The organism is Streptomyces sp. NPDC030995, from assembly GCF_055571215.1.
In genome coordinates this window covers 71457-92441 of record NZ_JBVIFS010000008.1, presented here as the reverse complement: position 1 = coordinate 92441, position 20985 = coordinate 71457, and the positions used below count along the sequence as shown (strand labels likewise).

15 protein-coding genes are annotated in these 20985 nt (G+C 71.9%); 2 read left to right on the top strand and 13 right to left on the bottom strand.

All coding sequences use genetic code 11. The annotated features are described in order from the left end of the window. Positions 1-146: 146 nt before the first annotated feature. The 8 genes from ACZ45T_RS15275 to nrdR form a co-directional block, all read right to left on the bottom strand. Entirely contained in the window at positions 147-1781 is a 1635-nt protein-coding gene (locus ACZ45T_RS15275; protein ID WP_468441282.1) for a DUF4153 domain-containing protein, read from the bottom strand. Positions 1782-1963: 182 nt separating this feature from the next. Beyond that, positions 1964-2881 (bottom strand): ADP-ribosylglycohydrolase family protein, encoded by a 918-nt coding sequence (locus tag ACZ45T_RS15270; RefSeq protein ID WP_468441280.1) that lies wholly within the window; start codon positions 2879-2881, stop codon positions 1964-1966. An 11-nt stretch (positions 2882-2892) separates the two neighbouring features. Next, the gene (locus ACZ45T_RS15265) at positions 2893-3552 is read right to left on the bottom strand and encodes a histidine phosphatase family protein (protein ID WP_468441278.1); all 660 of its coding nucleotides are present in this window, start codon (positions 3550-3552) and stop codon (positions 2893-2895) included. Positions 3553-3624: 72 nt separating this feature from the next. After that, positions 3625-4230: a YdbC family protein gene (locus tag ACZ45T_RS15260; protein ID WP_030709623.1), complete on the bottom strand. Its 606-nt coding sequence runs from the start codon at positions 4228-4230 to the stop codon at positions 3625-3627. Positions 4231-4262: 32 nt separating this feature from the next. Then, complete coding sequence (locus ACZ45T_RS15255; RefSeq protein WP_468441276.1) at positions 4263-5102, bottom strand: arylamine N-acetyltransferase family protein; 840 nt, start codon at positions 5100-5102, stop codon at positions 4263-4265. An 89-nt stretch (positions 5103-5191) separates the two neighbouring features. Beyond that, positions 5192-5878 (bottom strand): DUF6215 domain-containing protein, encoded by a 687-nt coding sequence (locus tag ACZ45T_RS15250; protein WP_468441274.1) that lies wholly within the window; start codon positions 5876-5878, stop codon positions 5192-5194. A 174-nt stretch (positions 5879-6052) separates the two neighbouring features. After that, positions 6053-8941 carry a vitamin B12-dependent ribonucleotide reductase gene (locus tag ACZ45T_RS15245; protein WP_468441272.1) on the bottom strand — a complete coding sequence of 963 codons (2889 nt, stop codon included), beginning with the start codon at positions 8939-8941 and terminating at the stop codon, positions 6053-6055. 143 nt (positions 8942-9084) lie between these two features. Next, the gene (nrdR, locus tag ACZ45T_RS15240) at positions 9085-9597 is read right to left on the bottom strand and encodes a transcriptional regulator NrdR (RefSeq protein ID WP_468441270.1); all 513 of its coding nucleotides are present in this window, start codon (positions 9595-9597) and stop codon (positions 9085-9087) included. A gap of 467 nt (positions 9598-10064) precedes the next feature. Between nrdR and lexA the strand changes: the two genes are divergently transcribed. Then, positions 10065-10859 (top strand): transcriptional repressor LexA, encoded by a 795-nt coding sequence (lexA, locus tag ACZ45T_RS15235; protein ID WP_030713361.1) that lies wholly within the window; start codon positions 10065-10067, stop codon positions 10857-10859. A 266-nt stretch (positions 10860-11125) separates the two neighbouring features. On the opposite strand, the gene ACZ45T_RS15230 is transcribed toward lexA, so the two are convergent. From ACZ45T_RS15230 to ACZ45T_RS15210, 5 genes are all read right to left on the bottom strand, one after another. Continuing rightward, a complete protein-coding gene (locus ACZ45T_RS15230) occupies positions 11126-13096 on the bottom strand; it encodes an ATP-dependent DNA helicase (RefSeq protein WP_468441268.1) in 1971 nt (656 codons plus the stop codon). A gap of 52 nt (positions 13097-13148) precedes the next feature. Beyond that, positions 13149-15086, bottom strand: a complete 1938-nt coding sequence (locus tag ACZ45T_RS15225) for an IucA/IucC family protein (RefSeq protein WP_468441266.1) — start codon at positions 15084-15086, stop codon at positions 13149-13151. A 98-nt stretch (positions 15087-15184) separates the two neighbouring features. After that, the gene (locus tag ACZ45T_RS15220) at positions 15185-15814 is read right to left on the bottom strand and encodes a GNAT family N-acetyltransferase (protein WP_468441264.1); all 630 of its coding nucleotides are present in this window, start codon (positions 15812-15814) and stop codon (positions 15185-15187) included. A gap of 32 nt (positions 15815-15846) precedes the next feature. Further along, positions 15847-18150 (bottom strand): IucA/IucC family protein, encoded by a 2304-nt coding sequence (locus tag ACZ45T_RS15215; RefSeq protein ID WP_468441262.1) that lies wholly within the window; start codon positions 18148-18150, stop codon positions 15847-15849. A gap of 21 nt (positions 18151-18171) precedes the next feature. Then, positions 18172-19563, bottom strand: a complete 1392-nt coding sequence (locus ACZ45T_RS15210; RefSeq protein ID WP_468441260.1) for a diaminobutyrate--2-oxoglutarate transaminase family protein — start codon at positions 19561-19563, stop codon at positions 18172-18174. Between the two features lie 241 nt (positions 19564-19804). On the opposite strand from ACZ45T_RS15210, the gene ACZ45T_RS15205 reads away from it, so the two are divergent. Beyond that, a complete protein-coding gene (locus ACZ45T_RS15205) occupies positions 19805-20974 on the top strand; it encodes a trypsin-like serine peptidase (RefSeq protein ID WP_468441258.1) in 1170 nt (389 codons plus the stop codon). Positions 20975-20985 lie beyond the last annotated feature (11 nt).

Sequence of the window (20985 nt, the reverse complement as noted above, 5' to 3'; positions counted from 1 at the left end):
TCTTCTCCCCTGCCCGGCTCTTCGTGGGTGTTGGGTTTGCTGTTTGGGGTCCTGCCTTCGTTCTCGAGGGGCGGGTGACTGGGGGGAGGGGCCCCCCCCCCCCCCCCGGGCCCTCGTACGCGCTGGGCGCCGGCCCCGGACAGGGCCTAGTACTCGGTGCGGCTGCTGAAGGTGCCCAGGCGCGAGCAGGTGTCGTACGGGGCCGTCACCGGGCGCTCGCGCAGGATCTGCCGGGCCCGGTACTCACCCAGGCTCATGGCGTACCAGGGGACGTCTCCGGCCCTGGAGATCTCGTCGTTGATCCCGCGCAGGGCGCAGGACCGCTGGGGCTCGGGCAGCCGGTCCAGGGCGGGCACGGCGTCCGCCGACAGGGACTGGAAGTAGGCCAGGTCGATCTTCGCGTCCGCCTCGAAGCGGGCCACGTTCCGCTCCGCGACCATGCCGTCCGGGGAGAGCAGGCCGAAGGCCAGGACGGCGGCCGCGGCGCTGCCCGCGAAGGCGCGCGGCAGCCAGCGCGCGCCGAACACCCCGGCAGCCATGATCAGTACGATGACCAGCCCGAGCCACAGCTCCATCGCGGCCACCGACACGCGCAGCCTGGTCAGCCCGTACGCGTCCACGTAGAGGTCCATGCGGCGCAGCGCGGCGGCGACGACCACCAGGGTCAGTGCGCACAGCACCCCCAGGACGACGCGGACGAACCGGCGGTCGCCCGCTCCGTCGCGCGGGGCCCAGCGCAGGGCGAGCGCGATCACGGCGAGGGTGAGCAGGGTCGCCCAGAGCAGCTGCCAGAAGCCCTGGCGGGCGTACTCGGCGTAGGTCTGGCCGGTGCTCTGCAGGACCTTGTGGTAGCCGCCGAACAGGACTGCGAGCTGGACGGCGTTGAAACCGGCGAAGAGCAGGTTGAGCACGACGAGCGGAAGGGCCCATTCGACCCGGGAGCGCGGCTTGCCCGGGGCCACCTTGATCCGGTCCCAGCGCAGCGGCGCCGCGGCGGTGCGGGCGGCGGCGAGCGCGAGGAGCGCGCCGATGAGGAAGAGCAGGAACCGGATGGGCCCGTCCTCGACCGACACGTCGGGCATCAGGCCGCCGAGGAGATCGGCGAAGGCGGCGTCGGCGGAGGCGAACAGCGCGCCGAAGAGCGCCAGCAGGACCACGGCCACACCCGTCGCCTTGGCGACCGGCAGCCAGCGGTCCTTGCTGACCCCGCCGCGCGCCCGCAGTCCGGTCAGGGCCCAGGCGAGCCCGGACACGGCGGAGTCGAAGAAGCCGAGCGGGCTGAGCAGGACGCCGGGCCAGGTGCGGCTGCCGTGCAGGGCCAGCGCGCCCAGCAGGACGGCGGACAGGATCGCGAGCGTGGACGGCCACGCGGAGTCGCGCAGCGCGGGCACGGCGAGGAGGGCGAGGCAGCCGATCGCCCAGACCACGGTCCACGGGCGGGCCGTACGGCGGGCCGCGCGGGCGGCGACGTAGGCCGCGACGACCGCGGGCACCACCGCGAGCAGGAGGCCGGGGCCCATCCCGTCACCGAGGAGCAGCGCGGCGGCGAGACCGGCCACGAGGGCGGCCACGAGGGTCGCGGTCCGCACCGGGGCGGCCTCGGCGGGGCGCACCAGCGTGGACCAACCGGGCGACCCTCCGGCCCGCGCGCCGGCCCGGGCGCTGGCGGCGGTCTGCTGCCACTGCTGCGCCTGATGGGCCCGCCACGCGGCGACGTCCGCGGGCGCTCCGGCTGCGGCCTTGGGCTGCGCCTCGTCCGCCCCACCAGTGTTTTCTGACATCGGGTCCCCTCCCCTGTCGGCCGCCCCGGCGTTCGGGTGGGGGCGGCACAGCGGACAGAGTAGGCCGGTGGGATGCAGTTTTGAACAGGCTCAAAAGAGCTCTGTGGCAGGACCGTGACAATCGGAACGGAGGATTTCACCCCAGGCCGGACGCCCCGGCGCCCCGGCGCCCCGGACAGGGCCTATCCGGCCGCCGCCTCCGGCAGCCAGGCCGGCAGGGCCTCGGTGCGCGCCAGCCACGCGGCCGGAAGCACCGCGTCCCCGCGCGCCCCCAGCACCCCGCCGACGATCGCGCAGGTCGTGTCGACGTCCCCGCCCACCTGCGCGGTGGTCCAGAACGCCCGCTCGTAGTCCTCCAGCGAACGCGCCGCCGACCACAGGGCGAAGGGCACGGTGTCGTGGGCGCTCGTGCGGCGCCCGCAGCCCAGGACCGCCGCGACCGTGGTCGCGTCGCCGTAGTCCAGCATGTCCCGCGCCCGCCGCAGCCCGGCGCCCACCGCGCTGCGCGGCACCAGCGCGATCACCCCGTCCAGCAGGTCGGCGGCCTTGGGCGGACCGGCCGGATCCGCCGCCAGCGCGGCCGCCGCGGCGACGGCCATCGCCCCGCACACGGCCTCGCGGTGCTGGTGGGTGGTGTAGGCGGAGACCTCCGCCTGGTGCGTGGCCTGCTCGGGGTCGTCGGCGTACCAGGCACCGAGCGGAGCGATGCGCATGGCGGCGCCATTGCCCCACGAGCCCTGCCCGTTGAACAGTTCGGCGGCCAGCGAGCGCCAGTCCTGACCCTCCCGGACCAGGCGCAGCATCCGGTTCACTGCGGGCCCGTAACCCCGGTCGAAGTCGTGGTGGTGCGCGAAGGAACTCGCGAGCGCGTCCTGGTCGATCCGTCCGTGCTCGGCCAGCACGGCCACCACCGAGCAGGCCATCTCGGTGTCGTCGGTCCACTGCCAGGTCTCGGTGCCGGACGGCAGTTCGCGCCGCTTGAGCAGCGGGTAGTTGGCGGGGACGAAGTACTGGGAGCCCAGGGCGTCACCCAGAGCCAGCCCGCGGAGGCTGGACATGGCGCGTGCGTAGCGCCGTTCAGGAGTGGTATGAGGGGTCATCGCGGGTCACTCTAGCCGTCCAGGTCATAAGGCTCGGGTGTGGTCCACCGCTCAAATGGGCGGTCCATCCGGTACCGGCCGTCCGGCCCCAGCATGAGCACGCGGAATTCGCCGTTGCCCGGATTGGACAGGGCCTCGAATTCGGCCACCGACCAGTGGAACCAGCGCATGCAGAACAGCCGCATGGTCAGCCCGTGCGTCACCAGCAGCACGTTCTCGGGGTGGTCCGCGGCCTCGAAGCTGCGGTAGAGGCTCTCCAGGAAGGAGCCGACCCGGTCGTACACGTCGGCCCCCGACTCGCCCTGCGCGAACCGGTAGAAGAAGTGCCCGTAGGCGTCCCGGTAGGCCTTCTGCAGCCGTACGTCCTCCCGGTCCTGCCAGTTCCCCCAGTCCTGCTCGCGCAGCCTGGGCTCCTCGCGCATCCGGACCCGCTTCGGGTCCAGCCGCAGTTCCCGGAAGGTCTGCAGGGTGCGGCGGTAGGGGGAGGCGTAGGCGCTGATGGTCTCGTCGCCGAAGAGCTCGCGCAGCCGCACACCGACCGCCTCGGCCTGCTCGCGTCCGTTCCGGGTCAGTCGCAGGGCGTGGTCGGGCTCCCGCTCGTACACCGAGTCATCGGCGTTTCCCTCCGATTCCCCGTGCCGGACAAGGACGATGCGCCGTGGTCGAACCATCCCACGACCCTATTCGGCCATGGGCCGGAGGGCCGACCGGGCACGCCGGTCGGCCTGGCGGTCGTCGTACGGTCATACCGTCCAGGAGGGTTCGAGGTCGACGACGTCTCCGGTGAGGGCCTCCACATCGGCCTGGATCTGTGCCCGCAGAGAGAGCCGCTCGACCCGCTCCTGCCGGTACTTGCCGTGCTCGGCCGCGGCGTGCCACATCGACAGCACCAGGAACTCCCGGCCGGGGGCCTCCCCGAAGAGCCCGCGGACCATGCCGGGCGAGCCCGCCATGGCCGGATTCCACACCTTCTCCTGCATGAGCGCGAAGTGGTCGACGCGGCCCTCGCGCACCCGGGTGTGCGCGACCCGCACCACGTCGGCATCGGTGAAGCGCGGCTCGAAGCCGGTCTTCACGTCGAAGCGGTGATCGAAGAGCGTCACCCGCAGGTCGGTGTAGGTGCCGTTCTGGGCGGCGGCCAGCCGGTCGTGCGAGCGCGCCATGAAGGAGTCGTAGAAGGACCGGCTCTCCCAGAACGCGAAGACATGCGCGACCCCCTGCCGGCCCCGGCTCCAGCCGCCGCCCTGCCCCCGGAATCCCGGCTCGCCCGGCAGCCCCGCCCATTTTCGCTGTCCGCGCTCGAACCCGCGTCGGTCCGTCACCGTGCAGCGAATCCACTTGACCAGCACTGCGCCATCGTACGGGCCCGGCGCGGCCCCGGTCAGTCCCCGGCGCGGTGGATCCGCACCAGTTCCGCCGCATCCCGCTCGGGCAGCCGAAGCCCGAACTCCCAGTCGAGCACGGCGAGCAGCTCGTCCGGACCGACGGCCCGCCGCTCGGCCCGCCCGTCGGGGTGCAGCAGGGTGAGCTCCCGCCCGACGAGCGCCCGGCGGGCGCCGTCGCCCGGCTGCTGGACGATGACCCTCCCCACGAAGGCGGAGTTGGGGTGGGTCGAGCTGTAGTGGTTGAGCACGACGTAGTCGACGGGCAGATAACGCTGCGGGGAGAAGGCGTACAGGTCCCGCCACTCCCCTGCGCGCAGGAGGCACAGCACGAGGATGCCGTCCTCCTCCTCGCGGACGCGGTACGTCCACTCCCCCTGCGTCACCTCGACGCCGGGCCGCCCCAGCGGAACGGGCTCGCGAGGGCCTTGGTGCCCGAACCCGGCGTCGCACAGCCACGGTTCGCCCTCGACCGTGACGACGAGGACGGCGTGCGTCACGGCCAGTGGGGAGTCCCCGCGGGTGCGGTTGCGGGCACCGCGCCCGTGGACCTCGAAGCCGATCCGCTCCAGGGCAGCGGCCAGCAGCGAGTTCTGCTCGTAGCAGTAGCCGCCTCGACGGCCGTGCACGAGCTTGTCCTCGATCGACTTGACGTCCAGCGCGACGGGGCGGCCGAGCAGGACGTCCAGGCTCTCGAAGGTGATGGCGGCGGTATGGGCACGGTGCACTGCGTACAACGTGGGGAGGTCCGGCCGGAGTTCCCCGGCCGCCCCCGATTCCCCCTCGTATCCGATCCGCGCCAGATACGCGTCCAGGTCCAGCTCGTCACCGCTCCACATGACTCCCCATCTCCCTGTCTCCCCCGTCTCCCCGTCCCCGGCGGCGGACGCCGCTTCGCCCCCGCCGCTCCGTGAATCGCCAACCGGCCTCAGCCGGTGGTCCAGCCCGGGATCGCCGGCAGCACCTGCTCCGCCGCGCGGAGCAGCGCCGCGTCATCGGGCAGCCTGCCGTCGTTGCGATAGATGACGACCTCGAAGGAGCCGCCGGTGTCCTGCACGTCCTTCGCGACGATCAGATGACGGGCGATGCCACCGGGGCCGGTGCCGGTCTTGCCGCCGCTGAAGGTGATGGAGATGGTCCGGTCCGAGGAGAGGACCGCGGGACGCCCCAGGACCGTAGTCTTCTGGGCGGTGTCGCCCAGGAAGTCGGCCATGTCGGCGATCGAGAGGCTGTCATACGACGCCGAAAGCTTCATGGAATAGGTCGTGAGCTGGACGTTCGCCCCGGGAGTGGCGATCTTGGTCCCGCCGACGGGGGTGGACCAGCCCACGCCGCCTCCGGCGGCCAGCGCTTCCTCCCCCGGCGTTCCGAGGAGCGCCGGAAGATCCGGGCGGTTCAGCGCCTCGCACAGCTGAGGTCCGGAGAGGTACCCCGCCGGCAGGTCCTTGTCGTCCTGGGCCGAACACACCGCCGGCCCCCTGTCGTGCTGGCGGCTCTCCTCGAACTCCTGCATGGCCCAGGCGCCGCCCAGGAGACCACCGACCGCCACCACCGCCGCGACGGCCTGGGCCCCCGCGTTCATGCCCTTCGCCGATGCCGCCACATTGTCGGCCATGCCCCCACCCTCCCCCGTGCGCGACCCGATGTGCGCTGGGGGAGACTAACCGGTGATCGTTTGGCGGGGAAACGCAAAACTCCCCGTGGCGGCCACGGGGAGCAAAGCGTCGGCCCTCAGGCGCGGGCAGCGCAGCACGAAGGGACCGGCCGAAGACCGGTCCCTTCGCGGCTATCAGCTGCAGCCGCTGGTCGAGCCGCAGCCCTCGCAGATGTAGCAGGAGCCGGCGCGCTGCATCTTCGTACCGCACGAGAAGCAGAGCGGGGCGTCGGCGGAGACGCCGAGCTGCATCTCGACCAGTTCGGCGTTGCTGTGCGCCGTCTTCGGGGCCGGGACCGGAGCGACCGCGACCGGCTGCGGAGCCGACGGCACCGCGGCGAGCGGGGCCGACTGGGCCAGCGACTCGGTGTCCAGCTCGTCCTCGAGGGGCTCGTAAGAGCCGGTCTCCAGGTGACGCTGGCGCTCCTCGGCGGTGTGGATGCCGAGGGCCGAGCGGGTCTCGAAGGGCAGGAAGTCCAGCGCCAGGCGGCGGAAGATGTAGTCGACGATCGACTGCGCCATCCGCACGTCCGGGTCGTCCGTCATGCCGGCCGGCTCGAAGCGCATGTTCGTGAACTTCGAGACGTAGGTCTCCAGCGGCACGCCGTACTGCAGACCGACCGAGACGGCGATGGAGAAGGCGTCCATCATGCCCGCGAGGGTCGAACCCTGCTTGGACATCTTCAGGAAGACCTCGCCCAGACCGTCGTCCGGGTAGGAGTTGGCGGTCATGTAGCCCTCGGCGCCACCGACCGTGAAGGAGGTGGTGATGCCCGGGCGGCCCTTGGGGAGGCGCTTGCGGACGGGACGGTACTCGATGACCTTCTCGACGGCCGCGCGGATGGTCTCCTCCGTCTTGACGGTGACCTCCTCCTTCTCCTCTTCCTTCTTCTTCGCGGAGAGGGGCTGGCCGACCTTGCAGTTGTCGCGGTAGATCGCGAGCGCCTTGACGCCCAGCTTCCACGCCTCGAAGTAGATCTCCTCGATCTCCTCGACGGTCGCCGTCTCCGGCATGTTGACCGTCTTCGAGATCGCGCCGGAGATCCAGGGCTGGATCGCGGCCATCATGCGGACGTGACCCATCGCGGAGATGGAACGCTCACCCATGGCGCAGTCGAACACCGAGTAGTGCTCGGTCTTCAGGCCCGGGGCGTCGACGACCACGCCGTGCTCGGCGATGTGGGCGACGATCGCCTCGATCTGCTCTTCCTGGTACCCCATGCGGCGCAGGGCCTGCGGGACGGTGCCGTTGACGATCTGCATCGAGCCGCCGCCGACGAGCTTCTTGAACTTGACCAGGGCCAGGTCCGGCTCGACACCGGTGGTGTCGCAGGACATCGCGAGACCGATGGTGCCGGTCGGCGCGAGGACCGACGCCTGGGAGTTGCGGAAGCCGTTCTTCTCGCCGAGGCGCAGGACGTCCTGCCAGGCCTCGGTGGCCGCGGCCCAGATCGTGTTGTCGAGGTCCTCGGTGCGCGGCGCGACGGCGTTGGCGTCGGCGTGCTGCTTCATGACGCGCTTGTGCGACTCGGCGTTGCGGGCGTAGCCGTCGTACGGGCCGACGATGGCGGCCAGCTCGGCGGAGCGCTTGTACGCCGTACCGGTCATCAGCGAGGTGATCGACGCGGCGAGGGTGCGGCCGCCGTCCGAGTCGTACGCGTGGCCGGTGGCCATCAGCAGGGCGCCGAGGTTGGCGTAGCCGATGCCCAGCTGGCGGAAGGCGCGGGTGTTCTCGCCGATCTTCTGGGTCGGGAAGTCGGCGAAGCAGATGGAGATGTCCATCGCGGTGATGACGAGCTCGACGACCTTGGCGAAGCGCTCGGCGTCGAAGGACTGGTTGCCCTTGCCGTCGTCGTTGAGGAACTTCATCAGGTTCAGCGAGGCGAGGTTGCAGGACGTGTTGTCCAGGTGCATGTACTCGCTGCACGGGTTCGACGCGGTGATGCGGCCGGACTCGGGGCAGGTGTGCCAGTTGTTGATCACACCGTCGTACTGGATGCCCGGGTCGGCGCAGGCCCACGCGGCCTCGGCCAGCTTGCGGAAGAGCGCCTTGGCGTCGACCTCCTCGATGACCTCACCGGTCATGCGGGCACGCAGGCCGAACTTGGTGCCGTTCTCGACGGCCGTCATGAACTCGTCGTTCACGCGGACGGAGTTGTTGGCGTTCTGGTACTGGACGGATGTGATGTCGTCGCCGCCCAGGTCCATGTCGAAGCCCGCGTCGCGCAGGGCACGGATCTTCTCCTCTTCCTTCACCTTGGTCTCGATGAAGGCCTCGACGTCCGGGTGGTCCACGTCCAGGACGACCATCTTGGCCGCGCGGCGGGTGGCGCCGCCCGACTTGATCGTTCCGGCGGAGGCGTCGGCGCCGCGCATGAAGGAGACCGGACCGGAGGCGTTGCCGCCGGAGGAGAGGAGCTCCTTGGAGGAGCGGATGCGGGAGAGGTTCAGGCCGGCGCCGGAGCCGCCCTTGAAGATCATTCCCTCTTCCTTGTACCAGTCGAGGATCGACTCCATGGAGTCGTCGACGGCCAGGATGAAGCAGGCGGAGACCTGCTGCGGCTGGGGGGTGCCGACGTTGAACCACACCGGGGAGTTGAAGCTGAAGATCTGGTGCAGGAGGGCGTAGGTCAGCTCGTGCTCGAAGATCTCCGCGTCGGCGGGCGACGAGAAGTAGTCGAAGTCCTCGCCGGCCTTCGTGTACGTCTTCACGATCCGGTCGATGAGCTGCTTCAGACCGGTCTCGCGCTGCGGGGTGCCGACGGCGCCGCGGAAGTACTTGCTGGTGACGATGTTGACCGCGTTCACCGACCAGAAGTCGGGGAACTCGACGCCGCGCTGCTCGAAGTTCACCGAGCCGTCGCGCCAGTTGGTCATGACGACGTCACGGCGCTCCCAGCTCACCTCGTCGTAGGGGTGCACGCCGGGGGTGGTGTGGATGCGCTCGATACGCAGGCCGCCCTTGGCAGCCTTGGTCCCCTTGGCGCGGGAACCACGTGCCGAGCTGCTCGCCGTCTCTGTCATGCCAGGCCTCCCATATGCGGGCAAAAACGCCCTAAAGTGCCAGCGTTATTCCGCGGCACGGTGCTGTGTCTTGTATCTACGTCTCTTCGCCTGACAGACCGGCCGCTCCACGGTGCGTGAGCTCCGCGGCACGGGCCGTCCGGTCAGTCGGCGGCGGAGGCGGGCACGGGGACCGGAGCGGTCCCACCGTGCTCGCACTCTTCAGGGTGAGGTCGCGACACGCGGAGTTCCGCGATGGCGGCCTCGAAGTCTTCGAGTGTGTCGAACGCCTTGTAAACGGACGCGAACCGGAGGTACGCGACCAGGTCGAGTTCCTGCAACGGGCCGAGTATGGCCAGACCCACGTCGTGGGTGGTCAGCTCGGCGCTCCCGGTGGCGCGCACCGCCTCCTCGACCCGCTGGCCGAGCTTGGCGAGGGCGTCCTCGGTGACCGGCCGCCCCTGGCACGCCTTGCGCACGCCGGAGATGACCTTGGTACGGCTGAAGGGTTCGGTCACCCCGCTGCGCTTGATCACCATCAGCGAGGCCGTCTCCACCGTCGTGAAGCGACGGGAGCAGTCGGGGCACTGACGGCGTCGGCGGATCGACGTGCCGTCGTCCGTGGTGCGGCTGTCGACGACGCGGCTGTCGGGGTGCCTGCAGAAGGGGCAGTGCATGGTTCCCTCACCCTCCCTCTTGGCACGACTGAATCACCCCACGGGCCCCTGAACGACAGGGACAAGCTCTGCCGGGGGCTCGTGAAGCAGCCACCAGCATATGCGATCCCAGGACCCTCAGCAGACCCGAGGACCACTAGTTCTGGGTGGCAGCGCTCATCCAACCACTAGATCTTGGGTTGTGGTGCATTTACGCGGCTCTGCGTGTCGCGGCGTCCGATAGGCGGATACGAGGCCTCCCGGTGCCACACTGGACACAGGCCCTGCCGGTGGCGACCCGACCGGGAAGGGTACCGTAAGCGGCGGACGCCGAGCCGAACCCGCGTTCGACGAACCGATCGTCCATACACCCCGCGATATACCCACGCAGGACGATCTGCGATTTTTCACTCGAACGTGTGTTTGGCGCAACCTTTCGAAAGCAACTAAGTTATCCAGCTAGGGAGAACATTTCGAGAGGGGCCGACGTGACCACCACCGCAGACAGTGCCGCCATCACTGCCCAGAACCGCTCCCAGAGCCGACTCGAGCCGGTGCATGCCATGAACGACGCAAACCTGAACCCGGATGCGGAGCCCGTAGTACGCCCCGCACGCTCGCTGCCAGGTCGACCGCCAGGCATCCGCGCCGACAGCTCCGGACTCACGGACCGGCAGCGGAGGGTCATCGAAGTCATTCGCGACTCCGTGCAGCGTCGCGGTTACCCGCCGTCGATGCGGGAGATCGGTCAGGCGGTCGGCCTGTCCAGCACGTCGTCGGTCGCGCACCAGCTGATGGCCCTGGAGCGCAAGGGCTTCCTCCGTCGCGACCCGCACCGGCCCCGGGCCTACGAGGTGCGCGGCTCGGACCAGCCGAGCTCGCAGCCCACGGACACCACCGGCAAGCCCGCCGCCTCCTACGTTCCCCTGGTCGGCCGGATCGCGGCCGGCGGACCGATCCTCGCCGAGGAGTCGGTCGAGGACGTGTTCCCGCTCCCCCGCCAGCTCGTCGGCGACGGCGAGCTCTTCGTCCTCAAGGTCGTCGGCGACTCGATGATCGAGGCCGCCATCTGCGACGGCGACTGGGTCACGGTCCGTCGCCAGCCGGTCGCGGAGAACGGCGACATCGTCGCCGCGATGCTGGACGGCGAGGCCACCGTCAAGCGCTTCAAGCGCGAGGACGGCCATGTCTGGCTCCTCCCGCACAACGCCGCCTACCAGCCGATCCCCGGCGACGAGGCGACCATCCTCGGCAAGGTCGTCGCGGTACTGCGTCGGGTCTGACCCGCCGCCTCCATCCAGCCCCCGGGATCCACTGCGCCGGTCCCGGGGGTTGTTCTGTTTCTTGCGGCTGAACCGCCGCCGCTCGTGCGCCCGGACAGGGCCTAGGCCGTCTCTTTCGGATCTTGTCGGCCGAGCCCGCGGCGTCTGGTGCCGTGCATGGCAAGGCGGAGGGGCGTGCCGCGTACTGGACGTACTCGGGCGCCCCGACAACGCGGCCAGGTGCGGTGCCAGGCGTCGCGGGCCCGACAAGATCCGAAAGAGACGGCCTAGTTCCCGTCGGCCTTGGCGGACGCGTCGATCGCGGCCAGGGAGCGGCGGGCCTGGTTGCGGTCCGTGGTGTACCAGAAGTCCGGCAGCGTGGCCCGCAGGAAGCTCCCGTACCGGGCCGTGGCCAGCCGGGGGTCCAGCACCGCGACGACACCCTTGTCGCCCGTGGCCCGTACGAGACGACCCGCGCCCTGGGCCATCAGCAGGGCGGCATGCGTGGCCGCGACGGCCATGAAGCCGTTGCCGCCGTGCTCCTCCACCGACTTCTGCCGCGCGCTCATCAGCGGGTCGTCGGGGCGTGGGAACGGGATCCTGTCCATGACCACGAGCTGGCAGCTGGCGCCGGGCACGTCCACGCCCTGCCAGAGCGACAGCGTCCCGAACAGGCAGGTCTTCGGGTCGGCCGCGAACGCCTTGATCAGCTCGCCGAGCGTCTCCTCGCCCTGGAGCAGGATCGGATGGTCGAGCCGGCCGCGCAGCTCCTCGGCCGCCGCCTTGGCGCCGCGCATGGAGGAGAAGAGCCCCAGGGTGCGGCCGCCGGCCGCCTCGATCAGCTCGGCGAGCTCGTCCATCATGTCGCCGCGGGTCCCCTCGCGGCCCGGCGTGGCCAGGTGCTTGGCGACGTAGAGGATGCCCTGCTTCGGGTAGTCGAAGGGCGAGCCGACGTCCAGGCCCTTCCAGACCGGTACGTCGTCCCCCTCGACCCCCTCGGGCGACAGGCCCAGGGAGGCCGCGACCCCGTTGAAGTCACCGCCGAGCTTGAGGGTGGCCGAGGTCAGGACCACCGAGCGGTCCGCGAACAGCTTCTCGCGCAGCAGGCCGGACACCGACAGGGGGGCGACCCGGAGGGTGGCGCCGAAGCGGTCGTGGCGCTCGTACCAGACGACGTCGTACTCGGATCGGTTGGTGATCCGCTCCGCCACCCCGTGGACGCTCTCCACCGCGGCCAGGGCCTGCTTGCGGACCGCGTCCTCGTCGTGGACGGACTTGTCGCGGGTCGAGCCGATCGCCGAGATCACGTTGCGCGCGGCGTCACGCAGGGCCATCAGCGCATAGCCAAGGTCCTCGGGCACCTCCTCCAGGCGGCCCGGGAGCGCCAGCTCCATGACCCGCTCGAAGGACTCCGAGGCGGTCTGCAGGGAGTCGGCGGTCTTCTCGTCGACCAGCTTGGCCGCACGCTTCACGGCCCGGTTGACCTGCCCGGGGGTGAGCTCGCCGGTGGCGACCCCGGTCACCCGGGAGACCAGCTCGTGGGCCTCGTCCACGATCAGCACCTCGTGCTGGGGCACTACCGGGGCGCCCTCGATGGCGTCGATGGCCAGCAGCGCGTGGTTGGTGACCACCACGTCCGCGAGCTTGGCGCGCTCGCGGGCGGCCTCCGCGAAGCACTCGGCCCCGTACGCGCACTTCGTCGCGCCCAGGCACTCGCGGGAGGAGACGGAGATCTGCGACCAGGCCTTGTCCGAGACGCCCGGGGTCAGATCGTCGCGGTCGCCGGTCTCCGTCTCGTCCGCCCAGTCGCGCAGGCGCAGCAGGTCCTTGCCGAGCTTGCTGGTGGGGGTGGCCGCTTCGAACTGGTCGAAGAGGCCCTCCTCCTCGTCCTGCGGAGCACCCTCGTGCAGGCGGTGCAGGCACAGATAGTTGGACCGGCCCTTGAGCATGGCGAACTGCGGGCGGCGGCGCAGCTGCGGATGCAGTGCCTCCACCGTCCGGGGCAGATCGCGCTCGACGAGCTGGCGCTGGAGGGCGAGGGTCGCGGTGGCCACGACCACGCGCTCGCCGTGGGCGAGGGCCGGCACCAGGTAGCCGAGGGACTTGCCGGTGCCGGTGCCGGCCTGGATGAGCCGGTGGGAGCTGTCGTCGATCGCTTCGGCGACGGCTTCGGCCATGGCCACCTGGCCGGGGCGCTCCGTGCCGCCGACGGCGGAGACGGCGGCGTGCAGCAGGTCGGGGAGGGAGGGCTTCGTCATAGCACTGCCAACCCTACGGGGCCCCACCGACAGTGAGCGCACCGGCGAGGATTCATGGGCGGTACAAAGGGTTGGGTACGGTGCCGTGCTGCACCGCGTGCGGCCGGTCGGGGCGGTCGCGGTAGCCGTCCTCGTAGAGCCGGTTCCGGTTGAGGCAGAGCCGGCCGATGCGTTCGCCGAGCAGGTCGAAGAGCTCGTAGCGGTCCTTGAGCTCGGGGAAGCGCGCCTGGTGGCGCAGGATCTCCGCGCGCACGAGGGACCAGAACTCGCTCTCCGGGACACCGAGGCGGTCCTCGCACAGGGCCGAGAGGTAGCGGAAGACGCCGACGAACAGCCCGGAGTGGATGAACTGGGGCAGGAAGTCGGCGGGCTCGGTGAGCAGGACCGCCCGGACCTCGTCGGGCAGGGAGTCCAGCTCGGGCAGCGGCTCGTCGCTGATGTTGATGTCGTCCACGAAGTCCTTGACCGCGAGCCGGACCGGGATGTCGTGCTCGTCGAAGATCACGATGGCGTTCTCGCCGTGCGGGGAGAAGACGGTGCCGTAGCGGTAGAGGAAGTGGAGGAGCGGGGGCAGCAGGGCGGCGAAGAGTCGCCGCAGCCAGACGGCGGGCGCCAGCCCGGACCGCGCGACGAGCTCGGCGGTGAAGGACCGGCCGCGCGGATCGGTGTGGAGGAGGGAGGCGAGCGTACGGGCGCGCTCGCCGGGTGCGAGGAGGCCGGTCAGCGGCTCGCGCCAGATCGCGCCGAGGAGCTCCTTGTACTGGTACGGGACCTCGGGGAGCTCGTCGTACACGGGGTGGCGGACGGTGACGGAGGCGACCTCGCCGAGCAGGACGACCCGGCATTCGTCGCGGAGGAAGGGGTCGGCGTCGCGGAGCGAGTGGATCCAGGCGGTGACGGCGGGGGCGGCGAGGGCGAGGTCGGAGGGCAGGCCGCGCCAGACCATGGTGTTGAAGACGGAGAGCGGCAGCTTGACGCTGTGCCGGTCGGGGCGGCTGAGGTTGAGGAAGGTGCGGATGGACTGCTGCGGGAGGCGTACGTCGGGATCCGCGGGGAGCGGCACGAGGGTGCCGGAGGCGAGAGCGGGGGCGAAGAGGGGCAGGACGACCTCGTCCCACTGCCAGGGGTGGACCGGGAAGTAGAGGTAGCGGAGCGGGTCGAGGCCGCGCTCGCGCAGGGCCTGGTCGAAGGCGGCTCGGGTGACGGGGTCGAGCTCGGCGGAGTAGAGGCGGGCGGGATCCTCCAGCCCGCCGGTGCCGCGGTAGGCGGCGAGCGAGGTGTGGGCGGCGAGCCAGGGCAGCCGCTGGAGGGTGCGGGCCTCGGGGGCCCAGGCGGCGGTATCGGAGGCGGAGAGTCCGATGCGGCCCTTGTTGAGGACGAGCCAGGGGTGGCCGCTCTGGTGGCCTTCCAGCGCCGCGTAGTCGAGGTCGGCGAGGACGTCGGCGGTGAGGGCCGTGTGCTCGATCCGGGCGTCGGCGGTGAGGGTGGCGCTGAGCTCGCGGACGAGGTGGCCGAGCGTGGCTCCGTCGAGGCGGAGGAGGGAGCGGGCGCGGACCAGGAAGTCGTACGGGTCGCCGAAGTCGTACGGGTCGCCGAAGGCGGTCGGGCCGGCGGATGCGGTCGGTCCGGCGGATTCGGTCGGCCTGCCGGATTCGGTCGGCGCGGCCGAGGCGAGCGGCAGCGGCAGCGGCGGGGTGAGGGTGATGGTGTCGGGGGTGACGTGCCAGCTGCCGTACGAACGGCGGCGGGCCCGGAAGCCGAGGCTGCTGCCGTCGTCGAGGGTCAGTGTCCAGGCGTCTTTGGCGGCGGCCGGGGCGGGGACGGGGCGGATGATCTCCTCGTAGGCGAACTCGGCCAGCATCTTGGCGAGCAGCCGGCGCGCGGCGGAGTCCCAGGTCGCACGGGTGAGCTCGGGCGGTGTGCAGGGGTGCTGGGGCGACGGCGGCACGGTGGGTTCCGTCGAGTCGGGGGCTGTGGGGAAGTTCGGCACGGGACTCCTCGAAGATCGGGAACTTTGCTGCGCGACGCAGAGTTTTCGAAGGGAGAGGTGCGAAGCGGCGACGACGGTCAGGGCTTGCGGGGCGGCACTCAGAGGAGATTGCGCAGCGCCCGCTCCCGGATCATCAGGGCGGCACGCTTCTCGGGTAGGTCGATTTCCGCGTAACAGCGGAATCCGGAGCTCAGGAAGGCTGATACGGAGGGGGTGTTGCGGATGTCCGGTTCCGCGATGACGCGTGTGCAGCGGGGGCGGTTGCCGAGGACCAGGTCGGCGACGGCGCGCAGCAGGGTCGTGCCCAGGCCACGGCCGCGGTTCGTGCCGTCTCCGATGAGCAGGTGGATACCGGTGTCGTGGGGGCGCGCCGGGTAGTGCCGGGAGAGCGGGTCGAGGTCGGCCCGGTAGATCTCCCAGTAGCTCATCGGCGTGCCGTCGAGGAGGCCGAGGCAGGGGATGCTGCGGCCGTCTCCGTCGAGCTGGGCACGCAGGTGGGCGGCGGTGACGGCGGCGGGGCCGGCGAGCTCCCAATAGGCGGCCACCTCTGGGTCGTTCATCCAGCCCGTGAGGAGCTCCAGGTCGCGTCCCGGCCGTACGGGTTCGAGGCGGAAGGCTCCGGCGGGTGTGGTGGCGCCGCCCCAGGTGGCAGGGGAATCGAGCAGGTCCGCCTCGGCGAGCAGGGGCAACAGGCCGGCGTTGAGGCGTGTTTCGTCGGTCGAGCACATCGGGGGCTCTTCTCCGCGTCGGCTCCGACGCGTCAATCGTGAAGGGGGTTGGTGATGGTGACGTAGACGGACTGGGTGTCGACGGGGCCGACCAGCTCGTCGAGACCGCCCAGGCGGGTGAGCAGGTTCGCCTTGCAGCGCAGGGTGGGCGAGTCGAGCAGCCGCGTGGGGAGCGGGCCGAGGCCTGCGGCCTTGGCGAGGAAGCGGCGGAAGGCGGCGAGGAGGACGCGTTCGTCAGCGAGGCGCTGGGATCCGAAGGCGCCGATGAGACCGAGCACGTTGTTGATGCCGAGGTAGTAGGCGAAGCGTTCGTCGGTGACGGCGTCGGAGACGAAGGTGTCGCTGACGCTGCCGATACCGGGGAGCCGGTGCTCCAGTTCCGCGCGGCGGGATGCGCGGAAGTAGTAGCCCTGGTTGTCGCGGTAGCGGCCGCCGATCGGCCAGCCGGCCGGGTCGAGGAGGACCAGGGTGTTCTGCTGGTGCGCTTCGAGGGCGATACCGGCGAGCGCGTCGAAGGCGAGGACCGGCAGGACCACGTGGTCGAGGTAGCGCAGGAACCACTCGGCGGCGACGGCGGACGTGGTGTGTCCGGTGGCGGCGGCGAGACCGGAGACGATCTCGGCGAGGCGGGAGCTCATGGTGGTCCGGCCGGGCCATGGGCGGGGAGCAGTGAGCGCGGCGATGCAGACGGCGTCGTCGCCCGAGCGGAAGGGGTTGTGGCGCACCAGGGCATCGAGTCCGGGCACCGGGGTGCCGTCCGGGGCGTCCACGGCGACCCAGGCGGGGTCGCGGACGATGTCGAAGGCGGGGTGGGCCGTCTGCCACTGCTCGGCGAGGCCGGTGCGGAGCAGCCGGTGCACCTCGACACCGCGGTGGAGTTCCTTGCGGAGGTTCTCCCGGCGGGAGTTGGTGATGCGCAGGCCCAGGGAGAGCTTGAGCATCGCGGGGGCGCCGGGTCGGTGGACGGTGCGAACGGAGGAGGTGGGGTACCAGGGCGCGCCGTACGGGCCTAGGTCGTGCAGGAGTCCTGCGTCACGGAGGGCGGTGACGGCAGGGCGCTGGAGCAGGTCGCGGGCCTGCCACGGGTGCAGGGGAAGGGGGGTGGCGCCGTCGGGGAGCGGGAGTCCGGGGGCGAGTCGGCCGAGGAGCTGTGGGGCGGAGACGGGGCGGCCGCGCTCGGTCCAGGCCGATTCGGTGGCAAGGGCGGCGGGTTCGACCGCGACCCAGTGCAGGGGGAAGGAGCCGTGGAGTTCGGGCGAGTAGTGGCGGGCTTCGGCCTCGGAGAGTCCTTCGCGGCTCTTCGGGTCCGGTTGGAGGGGGTGACCGAGGAGGAGTGACTGTTCGGCGGTGAGGAAGCGGTCCCCGCCCACGGGGGCCGGGGCGGTGGGGCGTTCTCGGCGGTCGGCGATGAACTCGGTGGTACGGCGCACCGAGTCGGCGACCCGGCCGACGAGGTCGGCGTTGCCGCGGCCACCGCTCGTGCCCTCACGGGAGATGAGCGCGGCGAGGGTGACGGCGTCCAGGTCGGGCGCGGTGGCGGGTGCGCCTTCGAGTCGGGCCGGGCCGAAGCGGTGCCAGCCGGCATGGGACCAGTGGCGGACGGCGACGCGCAGGGCGGCGCCGGAGGCGGGGAGGGGGATGCGCAGGGGGGTTCCGGTCAGGCCGTCGGGGCGGCCGAGTCCGGCTTCGCGGACCCAGCACCGCAGCAGGTTCTCCACCGCCGCGGCCTCGGCGGCGACCGCCGGGTCCGGGTGGTCCAGGAGGTCGGGCAGCGCGGCGGGCTCCGGTCGGGCGGGGCCCGTCCACCCGGCCCGGGGTCTGGGGGTGCCGTCCTTCTGCCGCGGAACGGTGGCTGCCGCCCCGGCCCCGGCGGCGGGGCCCTGCGCGAGCGGCGCGCCGAGGGCGCCCGCGGGGCTCCGTGGCGGGAGCTCCGGCGTGGCTCCGCCGGGCGGGGCCGGCGTAACGGAGCGGGGCCCGGCGGCCGGGTCGGGGGCAGCGCCGTGCGCTCCGGAGACTCCGGCTGCCGACGCGGGGGCCTGCCCGGGTTCCGCGCCCGAAGGGGTTCCGGGGAGTGCGGCCGGCGGCGCCGTGGCCGGGCTCGGGGCCTGCCATGCCAGGGCGGGCGCGGGCCCGGTGACCGGCGGCGATGACGGCTGCCCCGGGGCGGGGGGCGGTGTGGCGGCGCTCGCGGGCGCCGGCTGCCCGGCGGGGTCGGGGAGTGGCTGCGGGTGCGCCGGTGCCTGTGGTGCGGCGGGCTCCGGCGTCGGCTGCTGCGCGGCCGAGGTCTCCGGAAGGGGGTTCGGGGTGGTGGGGGTGGACTGGTGCGGCTCTGACATCGCGGGTCCTCGGGGTGGCGGTCAGTGGATCCGGCCGGCGGCGGCCGGGATGGCGTCGGCCAGGCGGTCGAGGACCGCCGCGGCCTGCTCGTCGGTCAGGGTCAGCGGGGGGAGCAGGCGGACTACGGCGCCGTGGCGGCCGCCGAGTTCGACGATCAGGCCGCGGTCCAGGCACTCCTGGCGGACGGCCGTGGCGAGGGCCGGTGCGGCGGCCCCGGTGTCGGGATCGACGAGTTCGACGCCGATCATCAGGCCCCGGCCCCGGACCTCTCCGATGCAGGGATGGTGGGCGGCCAGGCCTCGCAGGGCCGTCAGCATCCGCTCGCCCAGGGCGGCGGCGCGCTCGGCGAGCCGGTTCTCGCGCACGAAGGCGAGCGTCGCGGTGCCGGCGGCCATGGCCAGCTGGTTGCCGCGGAAGGTCCCCGCGTGCGCCCCCGGGGCCCAGACGTCCAGGCCGGCCCGGTACACGATCACCGCGAGCGGCAGGCTGCCGCCGATCGCCTTGGACAGGACCATCACGTCGGGTACCACCCCGGCGTGGTCGACACCCCAGAAGGCGCCGGTCCGGCCCACCCCCGTCTGCACCTCGTCGGCGATCAGCGGGATCCCCCTCGCCGCGGTGATCTCGCGCATCCGGCGCAGCCAGGCGTCCGGGGCGGGGATGACCCCGCCCTCGCCCTGCACGGGTTCGACGATCAGGCCGGCGGGGGCGGGCACCCCGCCCTTGGGGTCGTCCAGCAGGTTCTGCGTCCAGCGGGCCGCGAGTTCGGCGCCCTCGGGGCCGCCGACGCCGAACGGGCAGCGCAGGTCCTGCGGGTACGGCAGCCGGGTCACCCGTACGTCCGGGGCGCCGCCCGAGGCGTTCAGGGCCCCGGTGGTCATCCCGTGGTAGGCCCCGGTGAAGGCGAGCAGCCCGGAGCGCCCGGTCGCGGTGCGGACCAGGGTGAGGGCGGCCTCCACGGCATCCGTTCCGGCCGGCCCGCAGAACTGGATGCGCGCGTCGGCGGCCAGCTCGGGCGGCAGGTTGGCGAACAGCTCGGTGGTGAAGGCGTCTTTGACGGGGGTCGCGAGGTCCAGCACGTGCAGGGGCGCCCCCGAGTCCAGGACGCCGCGGATGGCCTGGAGCACCACCGGGTGGTTGTGCCCCAGGGCGAGGGTGCCGGCGCCGGAGAGGCAGTCGAGGTAGCGCCGCCCGTCGGCTCCCTCGATGGTCAACCCGCGGGCCCGCACCGGGACGATGGGCAGGGAACGCGCGTACGTCCGGGCGGCGGACTCCCGTTGGGACTGCCTGCGCAGGATTCCGTCGGTGGCGGCGGAGCCGCCGAGGCCCGGTACCCGGCCTCCCTGCGGCGGTACGTGCGGCGGGATCTGTGTCGTCGCGGCCGCAGCCGCGGCCGGCTCGGTCAAAGCCACGAGTGTCGGTCCTCCCGCACTGATTGCTCTTCCGGATTGCGCCTCGAACACGAACGCTGCTCCCCCATCCCCCGTACGTACCAACGACGGTGACGGCGACGGATCACGGGTGGGCCCAAGATCCTTGCCCCGCAAGGGCCCAGCGCAAGGAACCGCAGCCCCGGGCTGTGTCGTCCTGGGCGGCAGCGGCATAGTGGGGGGCTGCACTCCACGCCTCGACATCACCAGGGGGACGAACGACATGCGACCGAACCGACCGGTCACCGCGATCCTGTGCGCGGCCGCGCTCGCGCTGACCGCGGCGGCCTGCGGCCCCGGCGACGGGGAGGCCGGCGGCGACGCCAAGCCGACCGTGGCGGCGAGCCTCCCGGGCGCGGACGGGATCAAGATCCCGGACCAGCTCAAGGACAAGCTCAAGGAACACGGCATCGACCTGGAGAAGTGGAAGGGGGGTGAGTGGAAGAACTGGAAGAAGGAGGACTGGCTCCGCGAGGCGGGCGACTACATCAACCCGATCATCGAGGGCCTGTGGGACCCGGACCGCATGCGTGACGCCGAGCAGCCGCAGCGCCCGTCCGTCGACCCGGACGCGGGCAAGGACCAGGGCGTCTCCGACCCGACCCCGGCGGCGGTGACGGCCAAGCCCGCGAACCCGCCCTACCACCAGAGCGTGCCGGAGTCCGGCAAGGTCTTCTTCGACGGCCCCGAGGGTTCGATGGTCTGCTCGGCGACCGTGGTCAAGGACCCGGCCCACCCCGGCAAGTCGAACATGGTCTGGACGGCCGGCCACTGCGTGCACGCGGGCAAGTCAGGCGGCTGGTACCGCAACATCGCCTTCGTCCCGTCCTACAACAACGCGGGCAAGCCGGCGGCGCAGCTCAAGGGCGCGCCCCGCGAGCAGGTGGCACCGTACGGCGTCTGGTGGAGCGACTGGGCGCAGACCTCCGACCAGTGGATCGCGACCGGCGGTCCGACCGGCGGCGCGGGTGCCCCGTACGACTTCGCGGTGCTGCACGTGACGCCCGAGAAGGGCAGCGGGAAGTCCCTGGAGGAGACGGTCGGTTCGGCGCTGCCGGTGGAGTTCGCCGCTCCGGCGGTGCCGAAGGTCGCGAGCATCACGGCGACGGGCTACCCGGCGGCGGCTCCGTTCGACGGCCAGAAGGCCTTCCAGTGCACGGACAAGCCGGGCCGCCTGTCCCTGAGCGCGACGGACCCGGTGATGTACCGCATCGGCTGCACCATGACCGGCGGTTCCTCCGGTGGCGGCTGGGTCGCGGCGGGCGCCGACGGCAAGCCGGCGCTGGTGTCGAACACCTCGATCGGTCCGGCCAAGGCGGGCTGGCTGGCCGGACCCCGGCTGGGTCCGGAGGCGAAGGGCATCTTCGACGCCGTCAGCCGCAAGTTCAAGTAGCCCCGGAGCAG

Excerpts from the sequence above, each read along its gene's own strand:
- ACZ45T_RS15275 (WP_468441282.1), bottom strand. The coding sequence starts at position 1,781 with ATGTCAGAAAACACTGGTGGGGCGGACGAGGCGCAGCCCAAGGCCGCA.
- ACZ45T_RS15270 (WP_468441280.1), bottom strand. The coding sequence starts at position 2,881 with ATGACCCCTCATACCACTCCTGAACGGCGCTACGCACGCGCCATGTCC.
- ACZ45T_RS15265 (WP_468441278.1), bottom strand. The coding sequence starts at position 3,552 with ATGGTTCGACCACGGCGCATCGTCCTTGTCCGGCACGGGGAATCGGAG.
- ACZ45T_RS15255 (WP_468441276.1), bottom strand. The coding sequence starts at position 5,102 with ATGTGGAGCGGTGACGAGCTGGACCTGGACGCGTATCTGGCGCGGATC.
- ACZ45T_RS15250 (WP_468441274.1), bottom strand. The coding sequence starts at position 5,878 with ATGGCCGACAATGTGGCGGCATCGGCGAAGGGCATGAACGCGGGGGCC.
- ACZ45T_RS15245 (WP_468441272.1), bottom strand. The coding sequence starts at position 8,941 with ATGACAGAGACGGCGAGCAGCTCGGCACGTGGTTCCCGCGCCAAGGGG.
- nrdR (WP_468441270.1), bottom strand. The coding sequence starts at position 9,597 with ATGCACTGCCCCTTCTGCAGGCACCCCGACAGCCGCGTCGTCGACAGC.
- ACZ45T_RS15230 (WP_468441268.1), bottom strand. The coding sequence starts at position 13,096 with ATGACGAAGCCCTCCCTCCCCGACCTGCTGCACGCCGCCGTCTCCGCC.
- ACZ45T_RS15220 (WP_468441264.1), bottom strand. The coding sequence starts at position 15,814 with ATGTGCTCGACCGACGAAACACGCCTCAACGCCGGCCTGTTGCCCCTG.
- ACZ45T_RS15215 (WP_468441262.1), bottom strand. The coding sequence starts at position 18,150 with ATGTCAGAGCCGCACCAGTCCACCCCCACCACCCCGAACCCCCTTCCG.
- ACZ45T_RS15205 (WP_468441258.1), top strand. The coding sequence starts at position 19,805 with ATGCGACCGAACCGACCGGTCACCGCGATCCTGTGCGCGGCCGCGCTC.